We start from the raw sequence: 17,938 nt of genomic DNA on the forward strand, positions 1-17,938 counted from the left end.
ATCATTTTCATTTGCAGAAATTAGGTAATGATTTTAGTCTAAAATTACCTGATATCAAGAAATACTATAATGAATAAAACACTCTTGTGTCTTATGAAGAGACAATTACTTTTTTCACTGTTCCTTATTATCACCCGCCTGAGTTTTGGCCAATGTCCGCAAATGGACCAGCCACAAAATAAGCAGGTCTGTAATGGAACGACCACTGCTCCGGTTAATTTTACCAGCAGTACGGCTAATGTGGTATACAGTTGGACAAATTCCAATCCGGCAATAGGCCTTGCCGCTAATGGAAGAGGTAATATCCCCGCTTTTAACGCGGTAAACACCGGAACAGGACTGCTAACGGCGAATATAACAGTTACACCAAAGTTGGAAACCGTTCAAACTTTTAGTTATACCGGGGCGGTGCAAACATTTGTGGTGCCAGCGGGGGTAACCAATATTAAAATAGACGCAAGAGGTGCGCAAGGCGCAAGTGCCATCTATAACCAGCCAGGTACGAAGCCTGATGATTTGGGAGGCAAAGGTGGAAGAGTTACAGCTGACTATCCGGTTACACCTGGCCAAACAATTTACGTAATGGTTGGTGGTAGCAACGGTTATAATGGTGGTGGAAGCGGTGGTGGCAGTATTGCACAACCTAATGGTGGCGGTGCTTCAGATATTCGTATAGGAGGAACGGCATTAACAAATAGAATTATCGTTGCTGGCGGTGGTGGTGGTGCTGGTAATAATTGTAGCAATACTGCCGAACCTGGCGGAGCTGGTGGCGAACTAACGGGTGGAACAGGGAATCAATGCGGGAGCCTAACAGGTATATCGGTAGGACAAGGGGGGACTCAAACACAAGGCGGTGAGCCAGGAACTGGCCAAAGTACTCAAGTAGGCAACGTTGCTGCAACTGCAGGTCAACTGGGACTTGGTGGTAATGCAGGAATCTTATTCGGTACTGCTGCCGGCGGTGGTGGGGGCGGTTACTATGGCGGGGGTGGTGCAGCTTATGGTAGTGGCGGTGGTGGCAGTAGTTATACCAATCCGCAGGCTATTTCGGTACAACATACACAAGGTTTTCAGGATGGCGATGGTCAAATCATCATTACTTATGATATGTCTTGTGCCAGTCCGGCAACCCAAGCCTTTACTTATACCGTTAGCCCAACGCCAGTTGTTGCACAACCGAAAGACCAAAGCGTATTTACGGGTACCAATACTGCAGCTGTAAACTTCAGCAGTCCTACTACCGGAGGGTATGTAAGCTACGATTGGATCAATAATACCCCAGCTATAGGCCTTGCAGCCAATGGAACAGGCAATATCCCCGCCTTTACAACAGTAAATGCCACTAATGAACCGATAACGGCAACGCTTACCGTTACGCCAAAATTAACAGAAGGTATACTCGATATTGACCAATCGATAGCAAGTAATTGTACTGCAAATATTTCACAATCCAACCTGGCCCAATCTTTTAAGCCTGTAACCAATTCGCTTATGGGAGCGAGTATTTTTTTGAATGCAACTGGAGGTAATGGAAGTATAACCATTTCCTTATGGGATAAATTGCCTAATGCCGGTGGCGTGCAGCTGGCCACCGGTACGGCAGCTTCTTCTCCAAGTTCTTGGGTTAATGTTTTTTGGTCTCCGGTTTCTGTTACTCCCGGCAACACTTATTACCTGGTGTTTACAGGTACGAATAACCTCAACTGTATTGCAGGTTCCACTTCCAATCCCTATCCTGATGGACAAGTATATGCCAATGCTGGCTATCAGTCGTTTCCAAGTTATGATTATGCTTTCCGAACCTATAGTCCGGGTGCAACAAGTTGCGCAGGTACTTCTCAACAGTTTCAGATTACTGTTAAAGTGCTCAAACCAGATGCAAATGGCATACTCTATGTCAAAAAAGGAAGTAACGGCCTTGGCGGTAGCTGGGCAAATGCCGTCTCAGAACTGGCCGATGCATTGGTGATGGCCAAAACCTTAAATGCGGTTACGCCTGGTAAGGTAAAGCAGATCTGGGTAGCTGGTGGGAAATACCTACCCTTATACAGCCCTGAAGACGGGGCAAACTTTGGTACGGATAAAACCCGGGATAATACCTTTCTATTGGTGAAAGATGTACAACTATATGGTGGCTTTGCAGGTATCGAAACTACATTACAGCAAAGAGATCTGTCCATTGCAGCTAATCAGAGTATTTTAAGTGGTGATTTTAATAATGACGATGTGGTTACAGGCGCAGGAGCAACGCTCAGCTTTTCAGGCAATGGCGAAAACACATATCATGTATTGCTTTCCGCAGGTGATGTAGGTACCGCCGAGCTAAATGGTTTTGTAGTGAGAGGCGGCAGTGGTAGTAGTGGCATTTTGACAGTAAACACTTTAAACATATTCAAAACCCAAGGTGGAGGCATGAACATTACCGCATCAAGCCCTACAATTACCAATTGTGTTTTTGAAAACAACCATGTGCAAACTGGTTTGGGAGGGGCTATCTATATAAACACGCCTAATGGAGCCATCATAGCGGCACCAACCATTTCTAAAAGCAAGTTCTTAAATAATAAAAGCGCTAACATTGCAGGTCAGGGCTGGGGCGATGAAGGGGCAGGAGCGATGTACAACGTCAATTCAAATCCAATAATTACCGATTGTAGTTTTGTGGGAAATTTGGTAACAGGTGGCAGGTTTGGTGGTGCCATTGTTAATGTTTCTTCGGAAGTACAATTTACCGATGTCACCATTAGTAATAATGCTTCAAAAGGCTTATTTGGCGGAGGCGGTGGTTTAGCCATTTTTGGTAATAAAACAGCCACATTAAATAATGTCATCTTTACAGGAAACAGTACTGATGTAAACGGAGGTGCTATATTTAACGGCTCAGGAGCAGTTGCTGTCCTCAATAATGTATTGTTCAGCGGTAACTTGGCTAATTATGGTGCCGCCATTTATAACAACAACTCGTCGCCAGTTTTAACCAATGTTACCATTAGTGGAAATCAGGCCAATGTGAATGGCGCAATTTATAATACAAACACTTCGTTGCCACAACTGCAAAACACGGTGGTCTTTGGTAATAACTCAGGCGTTGTAAACAGCTCGGGGGCTGATGTGCCAGTTTACCGAAATAGCTTAGTACAGGGTGCCAATGGTGCAGGGCTAATTACGTTTAACGGAACTGCTGCAGACCTATTTGTAGCTCCGCTCTCACCTGCTTTATCTATTGGTGGAGATTACAGGCCTAAAATAGGAAGCGATTTGGCCAATGCAGGCGACCAAACATTATTTGTGGGTTTAAATGCCAATACCAAAGATTTAGATGGTAATGCTCGCTTAATGGGTAGTAATATCGACTTAGGTGCTTATGAACTGCAAACCCAGCCACAAACCATTACAGCCGCTAATGTTTCAAAAACCTATGGCGATGCTGATTTTGAACCCGGAGCCACAGCAAGTTCTGGTTTAACGGTAAGTTATGTCTCAGCAGATAACAGTATTGCCGAAGCTTTTCAGGATGCAGCAGATGCCAATAAGTGGAAACTGAATATCAAAAAAGCAGGCACGGTAAATATTACCGCAAGTCAGCCGGGAAATGGTGCTTTTAGCCCTGCTCCAGATGTAATATTCAGCTTAACTATTAGCCAAAAACCGGTTACGGTTAGTTTCAAGCCTAGTGCCGTGTTTACCAAAGTGTACGATGCGGGTACGGCTGGAACGGTGCAGGCTATAGACCTGATGCTGGCCAATGGCGATGTGGTCAATAGCGATGATGTACAATTGAGCCTAAGCTCGGCTACAGTTCAATACAATACCAAAGATGTTGGAACGGCAAAAACGATTACTCTCCCAATAGGAAATGTAATTTTAACAGGAGCACAAGCCGGGAATTATAAAGTATCAAATATTAGCGATCTCTCAAATGTCACTGCTGCCATTACGCCAAAAGCACTAACAGTTACCGCCAACAATTTCAGTAAAGTGTACGATGGTGCTGCTTATTATGGTGGTAATGGAATAAGCTTCAGTGCTTTTGCGCTGGGCGAAGACCAAACAGTACTTGTCGGCAAACTGGCTTACACGGGTACCGGACAGGGAGCTGTCAATACAGGTAATTATACCATTGTACCTGGCGGATTGACCTCTGCCAACTATGCACTTAATTTTGTAAGCGGACAATTAACCATCTCGCTAAATAGTGTAAATACATTAACATTCAATGCTCAAACAGCAGGCAGTATCTTAAATAAAACTTATGGAGATGCTGATCTGAATGCTTCGGCCAATGCCAGTAGCGGCTTGCCGGCCGGCTACCAAAGCAGCAATACTGCTGTAGCTACGGTGAGTGCTACCGGTCAGGTGAGTATTTTGGGTACAGGAACGGCAATCATTACAGCAAATCAGGAGGGTGATAACAATTATGGTGTAGCAACACCTGTCAGTTTTACCTTACAGGTGGCAAAGAAAAGGCTCTCAGTGACGGCAAACGATTTCAGTAAAACCTATGATGGCATTGCCTATGTTGGTGGAAACGGAGTTAGTTTTAATGGTTTTGTAAATGACGATTCACCGGCAGCATTAGGGGGCAACTTAGCCTACGGCGGTACTGCTCAGGCTGCAGTTAATACAGGTACTTATTCGATTACGCCGGGTGGACTATCCTCTGGAAATTACGATTTCGACTATAAAAATGGTACGCTGAGCATTGTACAGTCCGGGGCAAATGTTATTACGTTCAACAGTCAGGTACCAGGCGCTAATTTGCAATTAACCTATGGCAGTGCAGACGTTAATGCTTCGGCAATTTCTTCTTCGGGGCTAATCGTCAGCTATGTGAGCAGTAATCCGGCAGTTGCTGCTGTAAATGCCTCGGGGGAGGTACAAATTTTGTCAGCTGGTGCAGCAACCATTACAGCCAGTCAACCGGGTGATGTCAACCACGCCGCGGCATCCCCGGTAAGTTTTAATATAAATGTTGTACAAAAAGCATTAACCATTACTGCCAACAATTTTAATAAAATGTACGACGCGCAAAGTTATTCAACTGGTAATGGTGTAAGCTATAATGGTTTTGTAAATGGAGAAAATGAACAAAATTTGCAGGGCGCATTAAGTTATACCGGTACGGCAATTGGGGCCAAAAATGTGGGTAGCTATTTCATCACACCGGGAGGATATACTTCCGCAAATTACGCCATTACCTATCTGGATGGCAGTCTTACAATCACTAAAGCCAACTTAACGGTTATGGCTGATGCGAAGACTAAAGTATTTGGAACGGCAGATCCTGCTCTGACTTATAAAGTCACAGGTATGGTCAATAATGATGCGGCTACTGTAGTAACAGGAACATTGAAACGTGCAGCAGGAGAGAATGTAGGAACGTATGCGATCAGCAATAACGATCTGACCGCTTCTAACTATACGATCACCTATACAGGAGCCAATCTTACCATTACGAAGGCAACTGTTACAGGTATCACGTTAAGCGATGCCAGTTTCACTTACGATGGAAGTTCTAAATCTATTCTTGTAACTGGTACTCTTCCTTCAGGTACAACCGTGAGTTACACCGGTAATAATCAGACAGCTGCCGGCAGCTATCCGGTTACGGCTAATATAGACGGAGGTATCAATTATAATAACCTCTCTCTGCAGGCTACATTGAAGATCAATAAAGCCAAACAGGTGATTAGCTTCAAAGAAATCCCTGCGGTGTACCGCGATGCAGGTCAATTGACACTTGATATTACCAGCAACAGCCCGCTGCCGATCCGTATCTACAGTGATAATACCTTAGTTGCTGAAGTTACAGGTAATCAGGAGGTGACCGTGAGAGGAGTAGGTTTAGCCCTTATCCGTGCAGAGCAGGCAGGAGATGCAAACTATATCGCAGCTGATGCGGTGACCCGTGAACTTCGTGTCCGCAATGAAGACGGAGCTAAATTACCGGTACGTGTACATCCTGCAGTTTCACCAAACGGAGATGGTATCAACGATTACCTTCGTATCGAGGGCATAGATGAATATCCGGAGAACAAAATCGGAATCTTTGATGCCAACGGTAACCTGGTTCAGGAACTCAAAGGGTACGATAACCATAGCAACCGATTTGACGGTTACAAGGAAAGTCGTGCAGTCCCTGCCGGTACATACTTCTATATGCTTGAAGTAAAGATCAACGGTAAATGGGTTTATGACAAAGGCTTCTTCGTTGTCAGATATTAATCAGAGGAAATCTGTGTTGCAGCTCCAGGATGAGCTGTAACACCGGATTTCTTTAGTAGAGTAACAGTATAAAAAAACAGAAATAACAAGGGCTATGAACTTGAAAAAGATAATATCAGGCACGTTATCGTTACTATGTGTCAGCCTGGCCTTGGGTCAGCAATATATCGATCCGGCGCTTTCCGGTTCGTTTGGGAAGATGCTGAATCCGAGTTACAATGCATTGCTGAAAGGAGGCGAAGGAGATGCAGCGCTTCTTTACCGTTACCAATGGGCCGGAGTTGACGGAGCTCCCAAGAGTATCTGGTTCAACGGTAATATAGCTGTTGGTAATCGCGGCATTGCTTTAGGTGTAAATTTCAAACAGTTTAAGATCGGTGTTGAACGCAGTACAGAAGCCTCGGCGAATTTTACCAAAACACTTCAGATCTCAGATGAGGAATACATTGGTCTGGGAGTGAACCTGGGCTACACGCAGCAGCGTGGAGATTACAGCTCCCTTGATCCGGGTGATCCTGCCTTTCAGACGGAACAATACGGAACATTGTTGTACGGATTGTCAGCGTCATTAGTGAGACCTGATCGATATTATGTAGGCGTGTCTATGCCACGTTCTATTTTCGGATCAAAGGAATCCAACTATGTGCGTCAGTTTGGTCGTGACAATACGTTTTACGTATCCTCGGGAGTGATCTTTGATCTGGACAATCAGATGTACATCCGTCCGAGTTTACTGGCGAGCTACCGTCCTGTTACAGGGGTTCAGTTTGATGGTACAGTGATGTTATTCTTTCATGAGAAATTTGGTATCGGAGGAGGTTACAGACAGCGTGGAGATCTGATGGGAATGGCTGAATTCAATCTGGGCAGACTTCGGGTCGCTTACAGTTATCAGCAGAACCTGAAGAACAGTGATTTGAACCGTTACATCGCTAACAGTACCCATGAACTGGGACTGTCTGTGCGATTCGGAAATCAAAGCAGATCAAGATTGTAATTATAACATATCCTATATTAAATAGGAAGGGTTCTGAAATTAATTTCAGAACCCTTTTTTATTTCTCCTAACCCGTAATTGCAACAAAAGTGAAACTTATAAACTTTATTAACCTCTTAAACCTTATAAAATCCCTTGTCAACCTTTTATGTATCTGCAAAAACAATTCCCTCTCCTTTTTAAGGAGAGGGTTAGGGTGAGGTTCTGAAATTGTAATATCAACCTCTGCTTTTTGGAGTTGCCTTCTAATGAAATTCTAATATTTTTCTAAAAGATCTCTAACAGCTCCCTGACAGTAGCTGTTTTACTTTTGCAACGTCAAAAAATAAAACAACATGGATTCAGGTCCCTATTATCTTATTCACAAGCTGACAGCTTAATCCGTACTGTTCTTGAGGGAGCGTACCTAAGCTCCTGTTTGTATTATACAAAAGAACAATGAACACACTCGATTTTACTATTCGTCTGGCACTATCCCTGTTATTGGGAGCTTCTATTGGTTTTGAGCGTCAATGGAGACAGAAGAGTGCCGGTCTGCGTACCAATACACTAGTTTCCCTTGGATCAACTGCTTTTATCCTCTTATCAGTCAGTATCGGTGGAGACGCTACCGGAAGAGTCGCTTCCTATATTATCAGTGGTATAGGTTTTCTCGGTGCGGGAGTAATTATGAAAGACGGGATGAGTGTGCAGGGGCTTAATACTGCTGCTACTATATGGTGTTCTGCTGCCATAGGCTCACTTGTAGGAGTGGGACTATATAGGGAGGCCATTATTCTCAGTTTTTTTGTAGTACTGATTCATTTGCTTATGCGTCCGTTAGGTCAGCGCATCGGACAATCTCATTTTATCAAATCGTCCCTGATTCAGACAGACTATCGTTTTTCGATTATCTGCAGGGCCGAAGTGGAAAACCATATCCGTATTCTTTTGCTCCAGCAACTGGGCAATCATGAAAAGCTACTGCTCAAATCATTGAGCAGTGACGATTATGAAGATCCTCAGAAAGCTATAATTACAGCAGAGATACATGCAGCATCACAGCAGGACAGCATTATGGAACGTGTAGCCAGTTTGTTAACTATAGAAGAAAAAGTAACAAAGGTAAGTTGGGAAATTATTGGCACACAAAGCGATTTATAATTTTCTATATGTTAAAGTGATAATGTATTTAATAGTATGTATGTGTAATATAATTAGCTGCATAAGATTATTTTTTAAGTATAATTCCGGTTCGTAATAAAAGATTGAAAAATGAAAAACAAGAATATAATTGTACCAAAAAAAGCGAATGAAACATTCAGCAGATCAGGAATGAATGAAGGAACAGCAATTAAACTTCATAATATCGCCAGGCAGGAAGACCAGTTTATTTATGCTATGATGGAGAGTTCTGCCGAAGGTATTACATCTGCTACAGCAAAGGACAGAACACAAAGATTCGGGAAAAATGTCGTACAGCATGATCGTGCACCTTCATGGTTGAAACAACTTATACAAGCTTTTGCTAATCCGTTTATATTGATTTTACTTGTGATTGCACTTATATCTTTTGTATTGGATATATGGATGGCTTTACCGGAAGAACGTGATTACAAGACGGTGATAGTGGTATTCACGATGATGATGATAAGTGTACTGATGCGTTTTGTGCAGGAGTACAGAAGCAACAGAGCTGCCGAACAACTAAAAAGTATGGTTAAGACCACAGCTACTGTTTTGCGTAAATATAGTGGTAAGCACGAACGTCTTATTGAAGAATTGGTGCCGGGTGATGTTATTTTCCTGTCAGCCGGAGATATGATACCAGCCGATTGCAGGATATTGCATTGTAAAGATCTTTTTGTGAGTGAAGCCATGCTTACCGGAGAAGCTCTTCCAGTTGAGAAGAACTGGCTGCCAGTACAACATGCCGACAAGTGTTCGCCAATAGAGATTTCCAATATCTGTTTTATGGGAACTAATGTAATCAGTGGCTCTGCGTCTGCGATAGTAGTGGCAACTGGAGGTTCAACTTATTTCGGAACGATCAGCAAAACAATTGTGGGTGAACGTCCGGAAACCGCCTTTGATAAGGGAGTTAATAAGGTTAGTTTTCTGCTTATCCGATTTATGTTGGTCATGGTTCCCGTTATTTTTCTCATCAATGGAGTGTTGAAAGGTGACTGGATGAATGCCTTACTGTTTGCTGTGGCAGTGGCTGTAGGGCTTACACCCGAAATGTTGCCGATGATCGTAACAGCTAATCTGGCAAAGGGAGCCCTGAATATGAGTAAACGTAAGGTAATTGTCAAAAGACTCAATGCTATACAGAATATAGGTGCAATGGACATCCTGTGTACAGATAAGACGGGTACACTTACGATGGACAAAATTGTATTAGAAAAACATCTCAATGTATACGGAGCCGAAGATGATGAAGTGTTGAAATGGGCTTATCTGAACAGTTTCCATCAGATGGGTTTAAAAAATCTGCTGGATAAAGCGGTATTAGAGCATGTGGAATTACATGATTATCTGAAGGTGGAAGAGCATTATGTTAAGATTGATGAAATTCCGTTTGATTTTCAGCGACGCAGAATGTCCGTTGTTCTTAAAAATGCAAATGGCAGTCACTTATTAATCTGTAAAGGAGCGGTAGAGGAGATGCTTAGTCTTTGTACACATACTTTCGATCCTGGCGAGGATCGCAGTATTCATAGAGAGCAGGATAATGTTGTGGCTATGAATGATACTATGCGGAAACAGGTGTTGCGTACGGCCCGTGAACTCAATGAAGACGGATTGAGGGTGCTGCTGGTTGCGATACGTGAATTTGATGGCAATCACCCGCTTACTTACGCTGTTGAAGATGAAAACAAACTTATTCTGACAGGTTTTATTGGTTTTCTGGATCCGCCAAAGCCTTCAGCAGCTCCCAGCATAAAAGCTTTACAGGAATTAGGTATAGCTATAAAAGTGCTGACCGGAGATAACGATATCGTAACCCGAAAAATATGTCGGGAAGTCGGCATTCCGATCCGAAATATTATGCTTGGTGATGAACTTGATCTGCTGTCTGCTGAAGAACTGAAAATACAGGTAGATGATATCTCCGTATTTGCCAAACTAAGTCCCATGCAGAAAGTAAGAGTTGTACAGGTGCTCCGGGAGAAAGGACATACTGTAGGTTTTATGGGTGACGGTATCAATGATGCTGCCGCTCTCAAAGAATCTGACGTGGGTATCAGTGTGGATACTGCTGTAGATATAGCCAAAGAAAGCGCTGATATTATTTTATTGGAAAAAGACCTTACCATACTGAGAAAGGGAGTGATTTACGGCAGAAGAACGTTTGGTAATATTGTCAAGTATATCAAAATGACTGCAAGTAGTAATTTCGGTAACATGTTTAGCATGTTGGGAGCCAGCGCATTTCTGCCTTTTCTGCCCATGTTGCCTGTCCAACTTCTGGTTCAGAATCTGTTATATGATGTTTCGCAGGTTACCATTCCCTGGGATAGTATGGATAAAGATTTTCTGGCCAAACCTAAAAAATGGGATGCCCGTGGCTTACAGCGTTTTATGTTATACATAGGTCCTATCAGTTCTGTATTTGATTTTATAACGTTTGCAGTTCTTTTTTATGTGTTTAAAGCCAATAGTCCAGCACATCAGTCTTTGTTTCAGAGTGGTTGGTTTGTGGAAGGGCTACTGTCGCAAACATTAATTATTCATATGATTCGTACACGCAAGATTCCCTTTATACAAAGCTGGGCTACTGCTCCTGTAGTGGCAATGACGTCATTGGTTATAGCGTTAGGAATGCTTATCCCATTTTTACCGATAGCATCTGCATTAGGAATGCAACCTTTGCCATGGACCTATTTCCCCTGGCTTATCGGTATTCTGTTTAGTTACTGCCTGCTGACACAAGTTGTCAAGAACTGGTATATCCGCAGATTTAAGGAATGGTTGTAAGGCTGGTGATTACATCCCAAGATTCTATCCCTATACACTTTTCCGGTCTGATGATCGGAAGAGTGTATAGGGATTGGACTATTAGAGCAAATGCTTTTAGATAAAATAATTTCATAAAGAATATAATTACATTTGTTTAAATGAGTTATGATTCTTTATGAAAGAAAACAGCATCAATATTAACTTATCACAAAGGAGAGCGGACAAGGGGCTGACTCAGCAAAAGCTGGCAGAATTGTCAGGTCTGACGACACGTACAATCCAACGTATAGAAAGGGGAGACGTAATTCCTCAAGGATATACTTTACAACGGATAGCCGAAGCGCTGGGTATAAACATAGAAGAGCTGAATGCTGAAATCAGGCAAAACGATTACAACAAGCAGTACACCCGTGAGATCGCCTCACTCTTTCATTTCTTACCACTCACAGGGCTTATATTTCCATTTGGTAATATCTTATTTCCTCTATTTCTATGGATATTCTATAAACAAAAAAGTTCACAGTATGATTTTCATGGCCGTATCTCCTTAAACTTTCAATTGACAGTCACCATATTTATGCTATTTGCTATAATATTACTGGTTTTATATTTTCCTGCAGGATTTTTTCTATTAGTTGTGACAACTGTTAGTGCTGTTGTACTCTGTGTTTTCAATGGTATCCGTAGCTTTAAAAATCTAAAACCAATCTATTACTGTTACTTCCCTTTTCTTAAACGTATTCCGGAAAACTCGCCGGAATAACAGCATTTGTTATCTTTTTTTATGCAGATATTCTTATTTGTCGTCAACATGTCGTCGTTCTGTCGTTGACAGCATCAGGATGATCCGGGAACTTTGAATAAAAAAAGAAAATGAAGCGATTTGTTGTAACCCCGTTTTACTCCAGGCTCTCCGCAGAACTGTCGTTCTGCCGGAGTCTGTTTTTGAAAGTTTGTATAAAGACATCTGTCCTGTTACTTGTATTCATATGCTGCATAAAGCTTTCCCATGCGCAGCAAGAATACATTACCCGGTTAGATCAAACTAAACTATCCATATCCGAAATTGACAATAAGGTGCGTGCGGTGATGGACAGTGCGGGTATACCCGGACTTAATATTGCCATTCTCAATGATTATAAACCAGTATTCATTAAATCATATGGCTTCCGTGACAAATTGCAAAATGAATTAATGGACACCACTTCTCTTGTCTATGCAGCTTCCTTTAGTAAAGCAGTCTTCGGATATCTTTGTATGCTGCTCGTGCAGGAAAAGAAACTCGATCTGGACAGACCGCTTTACCAGTATTTGAGCAAACCTGTCCCTGATTATCCTTATTTTTCAGATTTAAAGAATGATGACAGATGGAAAATGATGACAGCACGTATGTGCCTGAGTCATACTACCGGATTACCTAATGTCAGATGGTTTGATCCACGGGATGCCAATGCTGTATTTGATTCTGTAGGTGTAATTCGTATATATTTTCAGCCCGGAACAAAATATGCGTATTCCGGAGAAGGATTTAAGCTGTTGCAATTAGCTGTAGAGGAAATCACCGGTAAAAGTCTGGATGTACTGGCTACAGAAAAGGTTTTCAGACCTATAGGTATGACCCGATCAGGTTATGTATGGCATGATAATTTTGGAGATAAGCTCGTTATAGGACATAATGAAAAAGGATGGCAGAATATAAAGAAAAAGCGAACCGTAGCAGTTGCAGGGGGATCTATGGTCACAACTCTTGCAGATTATACACGGTTTATAGCGTATGTCACACAAGGCAGCGGATTGAAGAAGAAATATTTTGAAGAAATGATTTCTCCACAGATAGACATTCATTCTAAGACTCAGTTTCCTCCGATTACTATGGAAACCACTACAGCCAACAGAGCTATTCATCTGGCTTACGGACTGGGGTGGGGAATAATGAAAACGAAATATGGAAGAGCATTTTTCAAGGAAGGAGGAGATGATGCGTGGAAAAACTATAATATTAATTTTATAGATAAGGGAATTTCTATCATCATAATGACCAACAGTGTCAACGGTTCAAAGGTTTTCAAAGAGCTCCTTGAAACGCTGATTGCTGATACATTCACACCCTGGAAATGGGAAGAATACTATCCGTATAACTACAGGTAGATAACAGATATTTGGACTGATCTTTGCAAATAATTTATCTTTGTCATGTACAAATAGAATTATTTAAAACCCTCCGGATATGTTTTCATCAGAACTGTTAAAGCAAATAGATTTTATTAAAGAGATTGATAAACTCAAGTATATTCAACGTAAAACAAAGCTATTCAATAGCGACCGGAATGAAAATGATGCAGAGCATAGCTGGCATCTTGCATTAATGGCAATGGTTTTGGTACAGCATGCTAATGAAAAGATTGATTTATTGAAAGTCATGAAGATGGTGCTTATTCATGATATTGTAGAGATAGATGCCGGTGATACATTTATCTACGATATGCAGAAAAATCATAGTAATACAGAGGAAGAAAGATTGGCTGCCAATCGTATTTTCGGACTGCTTCCTGAAGATCAGGGAAAGGAATTTATTGCCGTGTGGGAAGAATTTGAAGCTGGTGAGACAGCAGAAGCTAAATTTGCAAGAGCAATGGACAGGCTGGAGCCTCTTCTGCAAAATAGTTCCAATAATGGAGGGACATGGAATGAGCCCGGGGTAAATTACAGCAAAGTGTATGCAAAGAAAAGTGTGATAAAAGAAGGTGCGGAAAAGATATGGGAATACGCCGAAACACTGATTAACGAAGGTGTTAAAAAGGGAATATTGAAGGATGAATAAGAGTTGCCTGCATTTAGAAAATTCAAAGTCTTATTAAGTGGATGAAGAGTTTTTGAATGCAAAAACTAATTCAATTGACGATAAAAACCGGATAATTTATTACCTTAATAAAACCAAATTATAAACAGATGAAAGTAATTATTACAGGTGCAACAGGGATGGTAGGCGAAGGCGTACTATTTGAATGTTTAGATAACAGCGCTGTAGAGGAAATATTGGTAATCGGAAGAAAAAACTACCAGTTATCGCATCCAAAGCTGAAGGAGTTGATTTTACGTGATTTTTCGGAAATAGGAGATCATTCGGATTTGTTAAAGGATTACGATGGCTGCTTTTTCTGTGCTGGCGTAAGTTCGGTAGGCGAAAATGAAGAAAGCTTTACTAAAAAGACTTACGATTTTGTGATTCCATTTGCAAGAACACTGGCTGTAATTAATCCTGAAATGACTTTCATCTACGTATCCGGTAACCGGACAGACAGTACGGAAAAAGGGACGGTGATGTGGGCAAGAGTAAAGGGGCGGACTGAAAATGAACTGATGAGATTGCCATTTAAAGGCCAGTATAATTTTCGTCCGGCCATAATGAAAGCTACAAAAGGACAAGTCAACGTAAAATTAATATACAAAATAATGGGGCCGCTTATTGCCCCGTTTATTTCAACAAAGACTTTGAAACTGGCAGATGTAGGAAGAGCCATGATTCATGCTGTATCTAAAGGGTATCCAAAACAAATATTAGAGGTAGACGATATTATACAATTAGCTAAATAAAGTGTGTCGGGATGAAGTCAGATTGATTTATAGTGAAGTATAAATATAAGTTTCAAGTGCCATTATATAAATAGATATGTCCCAGTCATTGTCAAAAATGTATGTACACATTATTTTTCATACAAAATACAATCAGCCACTTATCCAGCCAGAGGTTGAAAAGGAACTGTATGCATATATCGGTGGGATTATTAAAGAAAATGATTCTGTACCTGTAAAAATCAATGGTACACAAGATCATATCCATATTCTTGCAATAATGTCAAAAAATATAGCGCTGGCAAAATTTGTAGAACACATAAAACGAAACAGTAGCCGCTGGATAAAATCTAAAGGTGCAAACTATCAGCAGTTCGCCTGGCAAGGAGGTTATGCAGGTTATTCAGTAAGTCAATCGGTAGTAGGACGGGTGAAAAAGTATATTGAAAACCAAAAGGAACACCATAAAACAAAATCATTTCAGGATGAATATATAGCGTTTTTAAAAGAATACGGAATTGATTTCGATGAAGACTATTTATGGACATAGGTATGCTGCCCTTTCAGGGCGCAACTAAAATTTGATCATTAGTTCCCCAAGGTAAACCTTGGGTTGGTATAAGAAAGGCTTTCAGCCTTTTATTTGAAAGTGTGACAAGCCTGCAGGGCTTTTTATATTTAGCCCTATGCATCGCATTGGGGTGTTATAAGGATAAAATATCAAGAAGGACAAGCCTGTAAGGCTTTTCAATATTTAGCCCCATGCATCGCATTGGGGTGTTATAAGGACAAAATATCAAGAGGAAAAAGCCTGCAAGGCTTTTATATATTTAACCCTATGTATCGCATTGGGGTGTTATAAGGATAAAATATTAAGAAAGAGAAGCCTGCAAGGCTTTTCTATATTTAGCCCCATGCCTCGCATTGGGGTGTTATAAGGATAAAATATTAAGAAAGAGAAGCCTGCAAGCTTTTCTATATTTAGCCTATGCATCGCATTGGGGTATTATATGGATAAAATATCAAGAAAGAGAAACCTGCAAGGCTTTTCTATATTTAGCCCCATGCCTCGCATTGGGGTATTATAAAGATAAAATATTAAGAAAGAGAAGCCTGTAAGGCTTTTCTATATTTAACCCTATGCATCGCATAGGGAATAAAAGCTATTGGGAACCAAATCTTAAAAATGGAGCGTAATAAGAAATCAGAGTATAAAGATATGCCATCACCACTTGGAGTAATCAGACTTGTGGCCACGGATGCGGGACTTGCAGCCATTTTATGGGAAGGAGAAGACTATTCACGAGCAAAACTATCCACTCCGGAAAGAAACGATCAAAATCCTATACTCTTAAAAACAGAACAGCAACTGAAAGAATACTTCGCAAAAGCAAGAACAACTTTTGATATTCCGCTTGATTTTTCAGGTACTGAATTTCAGAAAAAAGTATGGAACGCTTTGTTGAATGTGCCTTTCGGTAAGACGAAGACTTATGGTGAGTTAGCCAGGGTATTAGGCGATATCAAAGCGGTAAGAGCAGTAGGCGGTGCATTAAATAAAAATCCGATCGCAATAATTGTTCCTTGTCACAGAATCGTGGGGGCATCCGGGAAAATGATTGGTTTTGCAGGAGGTATCGCCAATAAAACTATTTTGCTCCATCTGGAAAACAAATATAAAATGCCTTCTCTTTTTGATGATTAAAAGATGAATGAATATGCGGCAAATATCTACAGTAAGATTGGGTGCAGAGTTATTTATTTAATAAAATCGGCATACCAGTGTCCGGAGGACTTGACAATACGTTGTTGAGTCAGGAAATCTACATACACTAATCCAAAGCGGGGGTGATATCCTTCGGCCCATTCAAAATTATCCAGAAAAGTCCATACAAAGTAACCTTTGACATTTACACCTTCCTCTTTAGCACGTAGTACCTGCTGCAGTATATCCTGCATGTATTGTTTCCTTTTATGATCGTGCACAAGTTCATTTTCCTGCAGATCAGGAAAAGCAGCTCCGTTTTCTGTGATTATTAAAGGAGGGATATTCTCGTAAGCCTGAAATTTTTTCAACATTTGATACATGGATTCCGGATAAACTTCCCAGTTCATCGCGGTCAATTCTACCTTACGCTCTTTAGCAGGAACTATTTTGGCCTGTAAAAATGGAACGAAGAAAGAATGACGTATGATTTCCCTTGTATAATTCTGAATACCGATGAAATCCATATCGAACTTCAGGTTATTTTCATCTGTTGGTTTGATATATTTCTCAATCCTTCTCAATATTTTGATTTCTTTCGTAGGATAGCCCATCCCCAGCAAAGGTTCAATAAATAACCTGTTCAGCAATACGTCTGCTTTTTTAGCAGCGATTATATCTTTTTCTTTGTTTGTGAAGGGCTCAACATGAGAACATGAAAATGTAGTACCAACAACACTATCCGGTTGCAACGCTTTGATAATTCTTGCTCCATGTGCCTGAGCCAAAGCCGCGTGATGAGCTGCCGCCAGAAAACAATCTATACCTTTTCTGCCGGGAGCGTGTACACCAAAGAAGTAACCTGCAGCAGTGAATACAGTAGGTTCATTCAGCACCATCCAGTGTTTGACACGGTCACCGAATTGCCTTACACAGATGGCAACATATTCACCAAACCAATCCTTTATATCCCGGTTCACCCATCCGCCTTTTTTTTCGAGTTCATGAGGAAGATCCCAATGATATAAGGTAACCCATGGTGTAATCTCAAGCTCCAGACACAGATCAATAAGCCGGCTGTAAAAATCCAGACCTGCCTGGTTGATTTCGCCGCACCCTTCCGGTTGAATACGACTCCAGGAAATAGAAAATCTATAGTTACGGATATTCAGGCTATGCATCAGACGCAGATCATCCATGTATCGGTTATAGTGATCACATGCAATTTCCCCGTGGTGGTTCTGAAATATCTTGTTTTTTTTCTGGACAAACTTATCCCAGATAGAAATTCCCTTTCCATCCAGATTATGTGCACCTTCTATTTGATATGCAGCAGTAGATACTCCCCAGATAAAATCTTTGCCAAAGGCTTCCTTCGTCAAATGCATTTACACTGAAGATAAGTTAATAACACAAACATTTTTCGAATATACCGTTTAGTTTTTATGAAACCTAAGCGGAGAATAGAAGGAGCTGAATTGTGTTAGAAATAG

The 17,938-nt window shown here is 41.2% G+C and carries 11 protein-coding genes; 10 read left to right on the forward strand and 1 reads right to left on the reverse strand.

Going from position 1 to position 17,938, the window contains the following annotated elements; all coding sequences use genetic code 11:
* Positions 1 to 93 precede the first annotated feature (93 nt).
* The 10 genes from I6J02_RS15795 (at position 94) to I6J02_RS15840 (ending at position 16,445) form a co-directional block, all read left to right on the forward strand.
* On the forward strand, positions 94 to 6,228 hold the full coding sequence (locus tag I6J02_RS15795) for an MBG domain-containing protein (RefSeq protein WP_201678797.1): 6,135 nt from the start codon (positions 94 to 96) through the stop codon (positions 6,226 to 6,228).
* Positions 6,229 to 6,322: 94 nt separating this feature from the next.
* Entirely contained in the window at positions 6,323 to 7,225 is a 903-nt protein-coding gene (locus tag I6J02_RS15800) for a PorP/SprF family type IX secretion system membrane protein (RefSeq protein ID WP_201678682.1), read from the forward strand.
* 438 nt (positions 7,226 to 7,663) lie between these two features.
* Complete coding sequence (locus I6J02_RS15805; RefSeq protein WP_201678798.1) at positions 7,664 to 8,368, forward strand: MgtC/SapB family protein; 705 nt, start codon at positions 7,664 to 7,666, stop codon at positions 8,366 to 8,368.
* A gap of 111 nt (positions 8,369 to 8,479) precedes the next feature.
* Positions 8,480 to 11,185 carry a magnesium-translocating P-type ATPase gene (gene mgtA / locus I6J02_RS15810; protein WP_201678799.1) on the forward strand — a complete coding sequence of 902 codons (2,706 nt, stop codon included), beginning with the start codon at positions 8,480 to 8,482 and terminating at the stop codon, positions 11,183 to 11,185.
* A 157-nt stretch (positions 11,186 to 11,342) separates the two neighbouring features.
* Positions 11,343 to 11,930, forward strand: coding sequence for a helix-turn-helix domain-containing protein (locus I6J02_RS15815; protein WP_201678800.1), 588 nt, complete (start codon positions 11,343 to 11,345; stop codon positions 11,928 to 11,930).
* 110 nt (positions 11,931 to 12,040) lie between these two features.
* Positions 12,041 to 13,315 (forward strand): serine hydrolase domain-containing protein, encoded by a 1,275-nt coding sequence (locus I6J02_RS15820; protein WP_201678801.1) that lies wholly within the window; start codon positions 12,041 to 12,043, stop codon positions 13,313 to 13,315.
* A 79-nt stretch (positions 13,316 to 13,394) separates the two neighbouring features.
* Entirely contained in the window at positions 13,395 to 13,988 is a 594-nt protein-coding gene (locus I6J02_RS15825; protein ID WP_201678802.1) for an HD domain-containing protein, read from the forward strand.
* A gap of 128 nt (positions 13,989 to 14,116) precedes the next feature.
* The gene (locus tag I6J02_RS15830; protein WP_201678803.1) at positions 14,117 to 14,761 is read left to right on the forward strand and encodes an NAD-dependent epimerase/dehydratase family protein; all 645 of its coding nucleotides are present in this window, start codon (positions 14,117 to 14,119) and stop codon (positions 14,759 to 14,761) included.
* A 76-nt stretch (positions 14,762 to 14,837) separates the two neighbouring features.
* On the forward strand, positions 14,838 to 15,290 hold the full coding sequence (tnpA, locus tag I6J02_RS15835; RefSeq protein WP_201678804.1) for an IS200/IS605 family transposase: 453 nt from the start codon (positions 14,838 to 14,840) through the stop codon (positions 15,288 to 15,290).
* Between the two features lie 636 nt (positions 15,291 to 15,926).
* The gene (locus tag I6J02_RS15840; RefSeq protein WP_201678805.1) at positions 15,927 to 16,445 is read left to right on the forward strand and encodes a methylated-DNA--[protein]-cysteine S-methyltransferase; all 519 of its coding nucleotides are present in this window, start codon (positions 15,927 to 15,929) and stop codon (positions 16,443 to 16,445) included.
* Between the two features lie 53 nt (positions 16,446 to 16,498).
* Here I6J02_RS15840 and I6J02_RS15845 read toward each other — a convergent pair whose 3' ends face one another.
* A complete protein-coding gene (locus I6J02_RS15845) occupies positions 16,499 to 17,833 on the reverse strand; it encodes a GH1 family beta-glucosidase (protein ID WP_201678806.1) in 1,335 nt (444 codons plus the stop codon).
* Between the last annotated feature and the right edge of the window lie 105 nt (positions 17,834 to 17,938).

The sequence above is a fragment of the Sphingobacterium spiritivorum genome (genome assembly GCF_016725325.1).
Classification (GTDB): domain Bacteria; phylum Bacteroidota; class Bacteroidia; order Sphingobacteriales; family Sphingobacteriaceae; genus Sphingobacterium.

What these genes read in the sequence shown, in the direction of transcription:
- I6J02_RS15830 (WP_201678803.1), top strand. Translation starts at nt 14,117, where the DNA reads ATGAAAGTAATTATTACAGGTGCAACAGGGATGGTAGGCGAAGGCGTA.
- mgtA (WP_201678799.1), top strand. Translation starts at nt 8,480, where the DNA reads ATGAAAAACAAGAATATAATTGTACCAAAAAAAGCGAATGAAACATTC.
- I6J02_RS15800 (WP_201678682.1), top strand. Translation starts at nt 6,323, where the DNA reads ATGAACTTGAAAAAGATAATATCAGGCACGTTATCGTTACTATGTGTC.
- I6J02_RS15825 (WP_201678802.1), top strand. Translation starts at nt 13,395, where the DNA reads ATGTTTTCATCAGAACTGTTAAAGCAAATAGATTTTATTAAAGAGATT.
- I6J02_RS15805 (WP_201678798.1), top strand. Translation starts at nt 7,664, where the DNA reads ATGAACACACTCGATTTTACTATTCGTCTGGCACTATCCCTGTTATTG.
- I6J02_RS15815 (WP_201678800.1), top strand. Translation starts at nt 11,343, where the DNA reads ATGAAAGAAAACAGCATCAATATTAACTTATCACAAAGGAGAGCGGAC.
- tnpA (WP_201678804.1), top strand. Translation starts at nt 14,838, where the DNA reads ATGTCCCAGTCATTGTCAAAAATGTATGTACACATTATTTTTCATACA.
- I6J02_RS15820 (WP_201678801.1), top strand. Translation starts at nt 12,041, where the DNA reads ATGAAGCGATTTGTTGTAACCCCGTTTTACTCCAGGCTCTCCGCAGAA.
- I6J02_RS15840 (WP_201678805.1), top strand. Translation starts at nt 15,927, where the DNA reads ATGGAGCGTAATAAGAAATCAGAGTATAAAGATATGCCATCACCACTT.
- I6J02_RS15795 (WP_201678797.1), top strand. Translation starts at nt 94, where the DNA reads ATGAAGAGACAATTACTTTTTTCACTGTTCCTTATTATCACCCGCCTG.
- I6J02_RS15845 (WP_201678806.1), bottom strand. Translation starts at nt 17,833, where the DNA reads ATGCATTTGACGAAGGAAGCCTTTGGCAAAGATTTTATCTGGGGAGTA.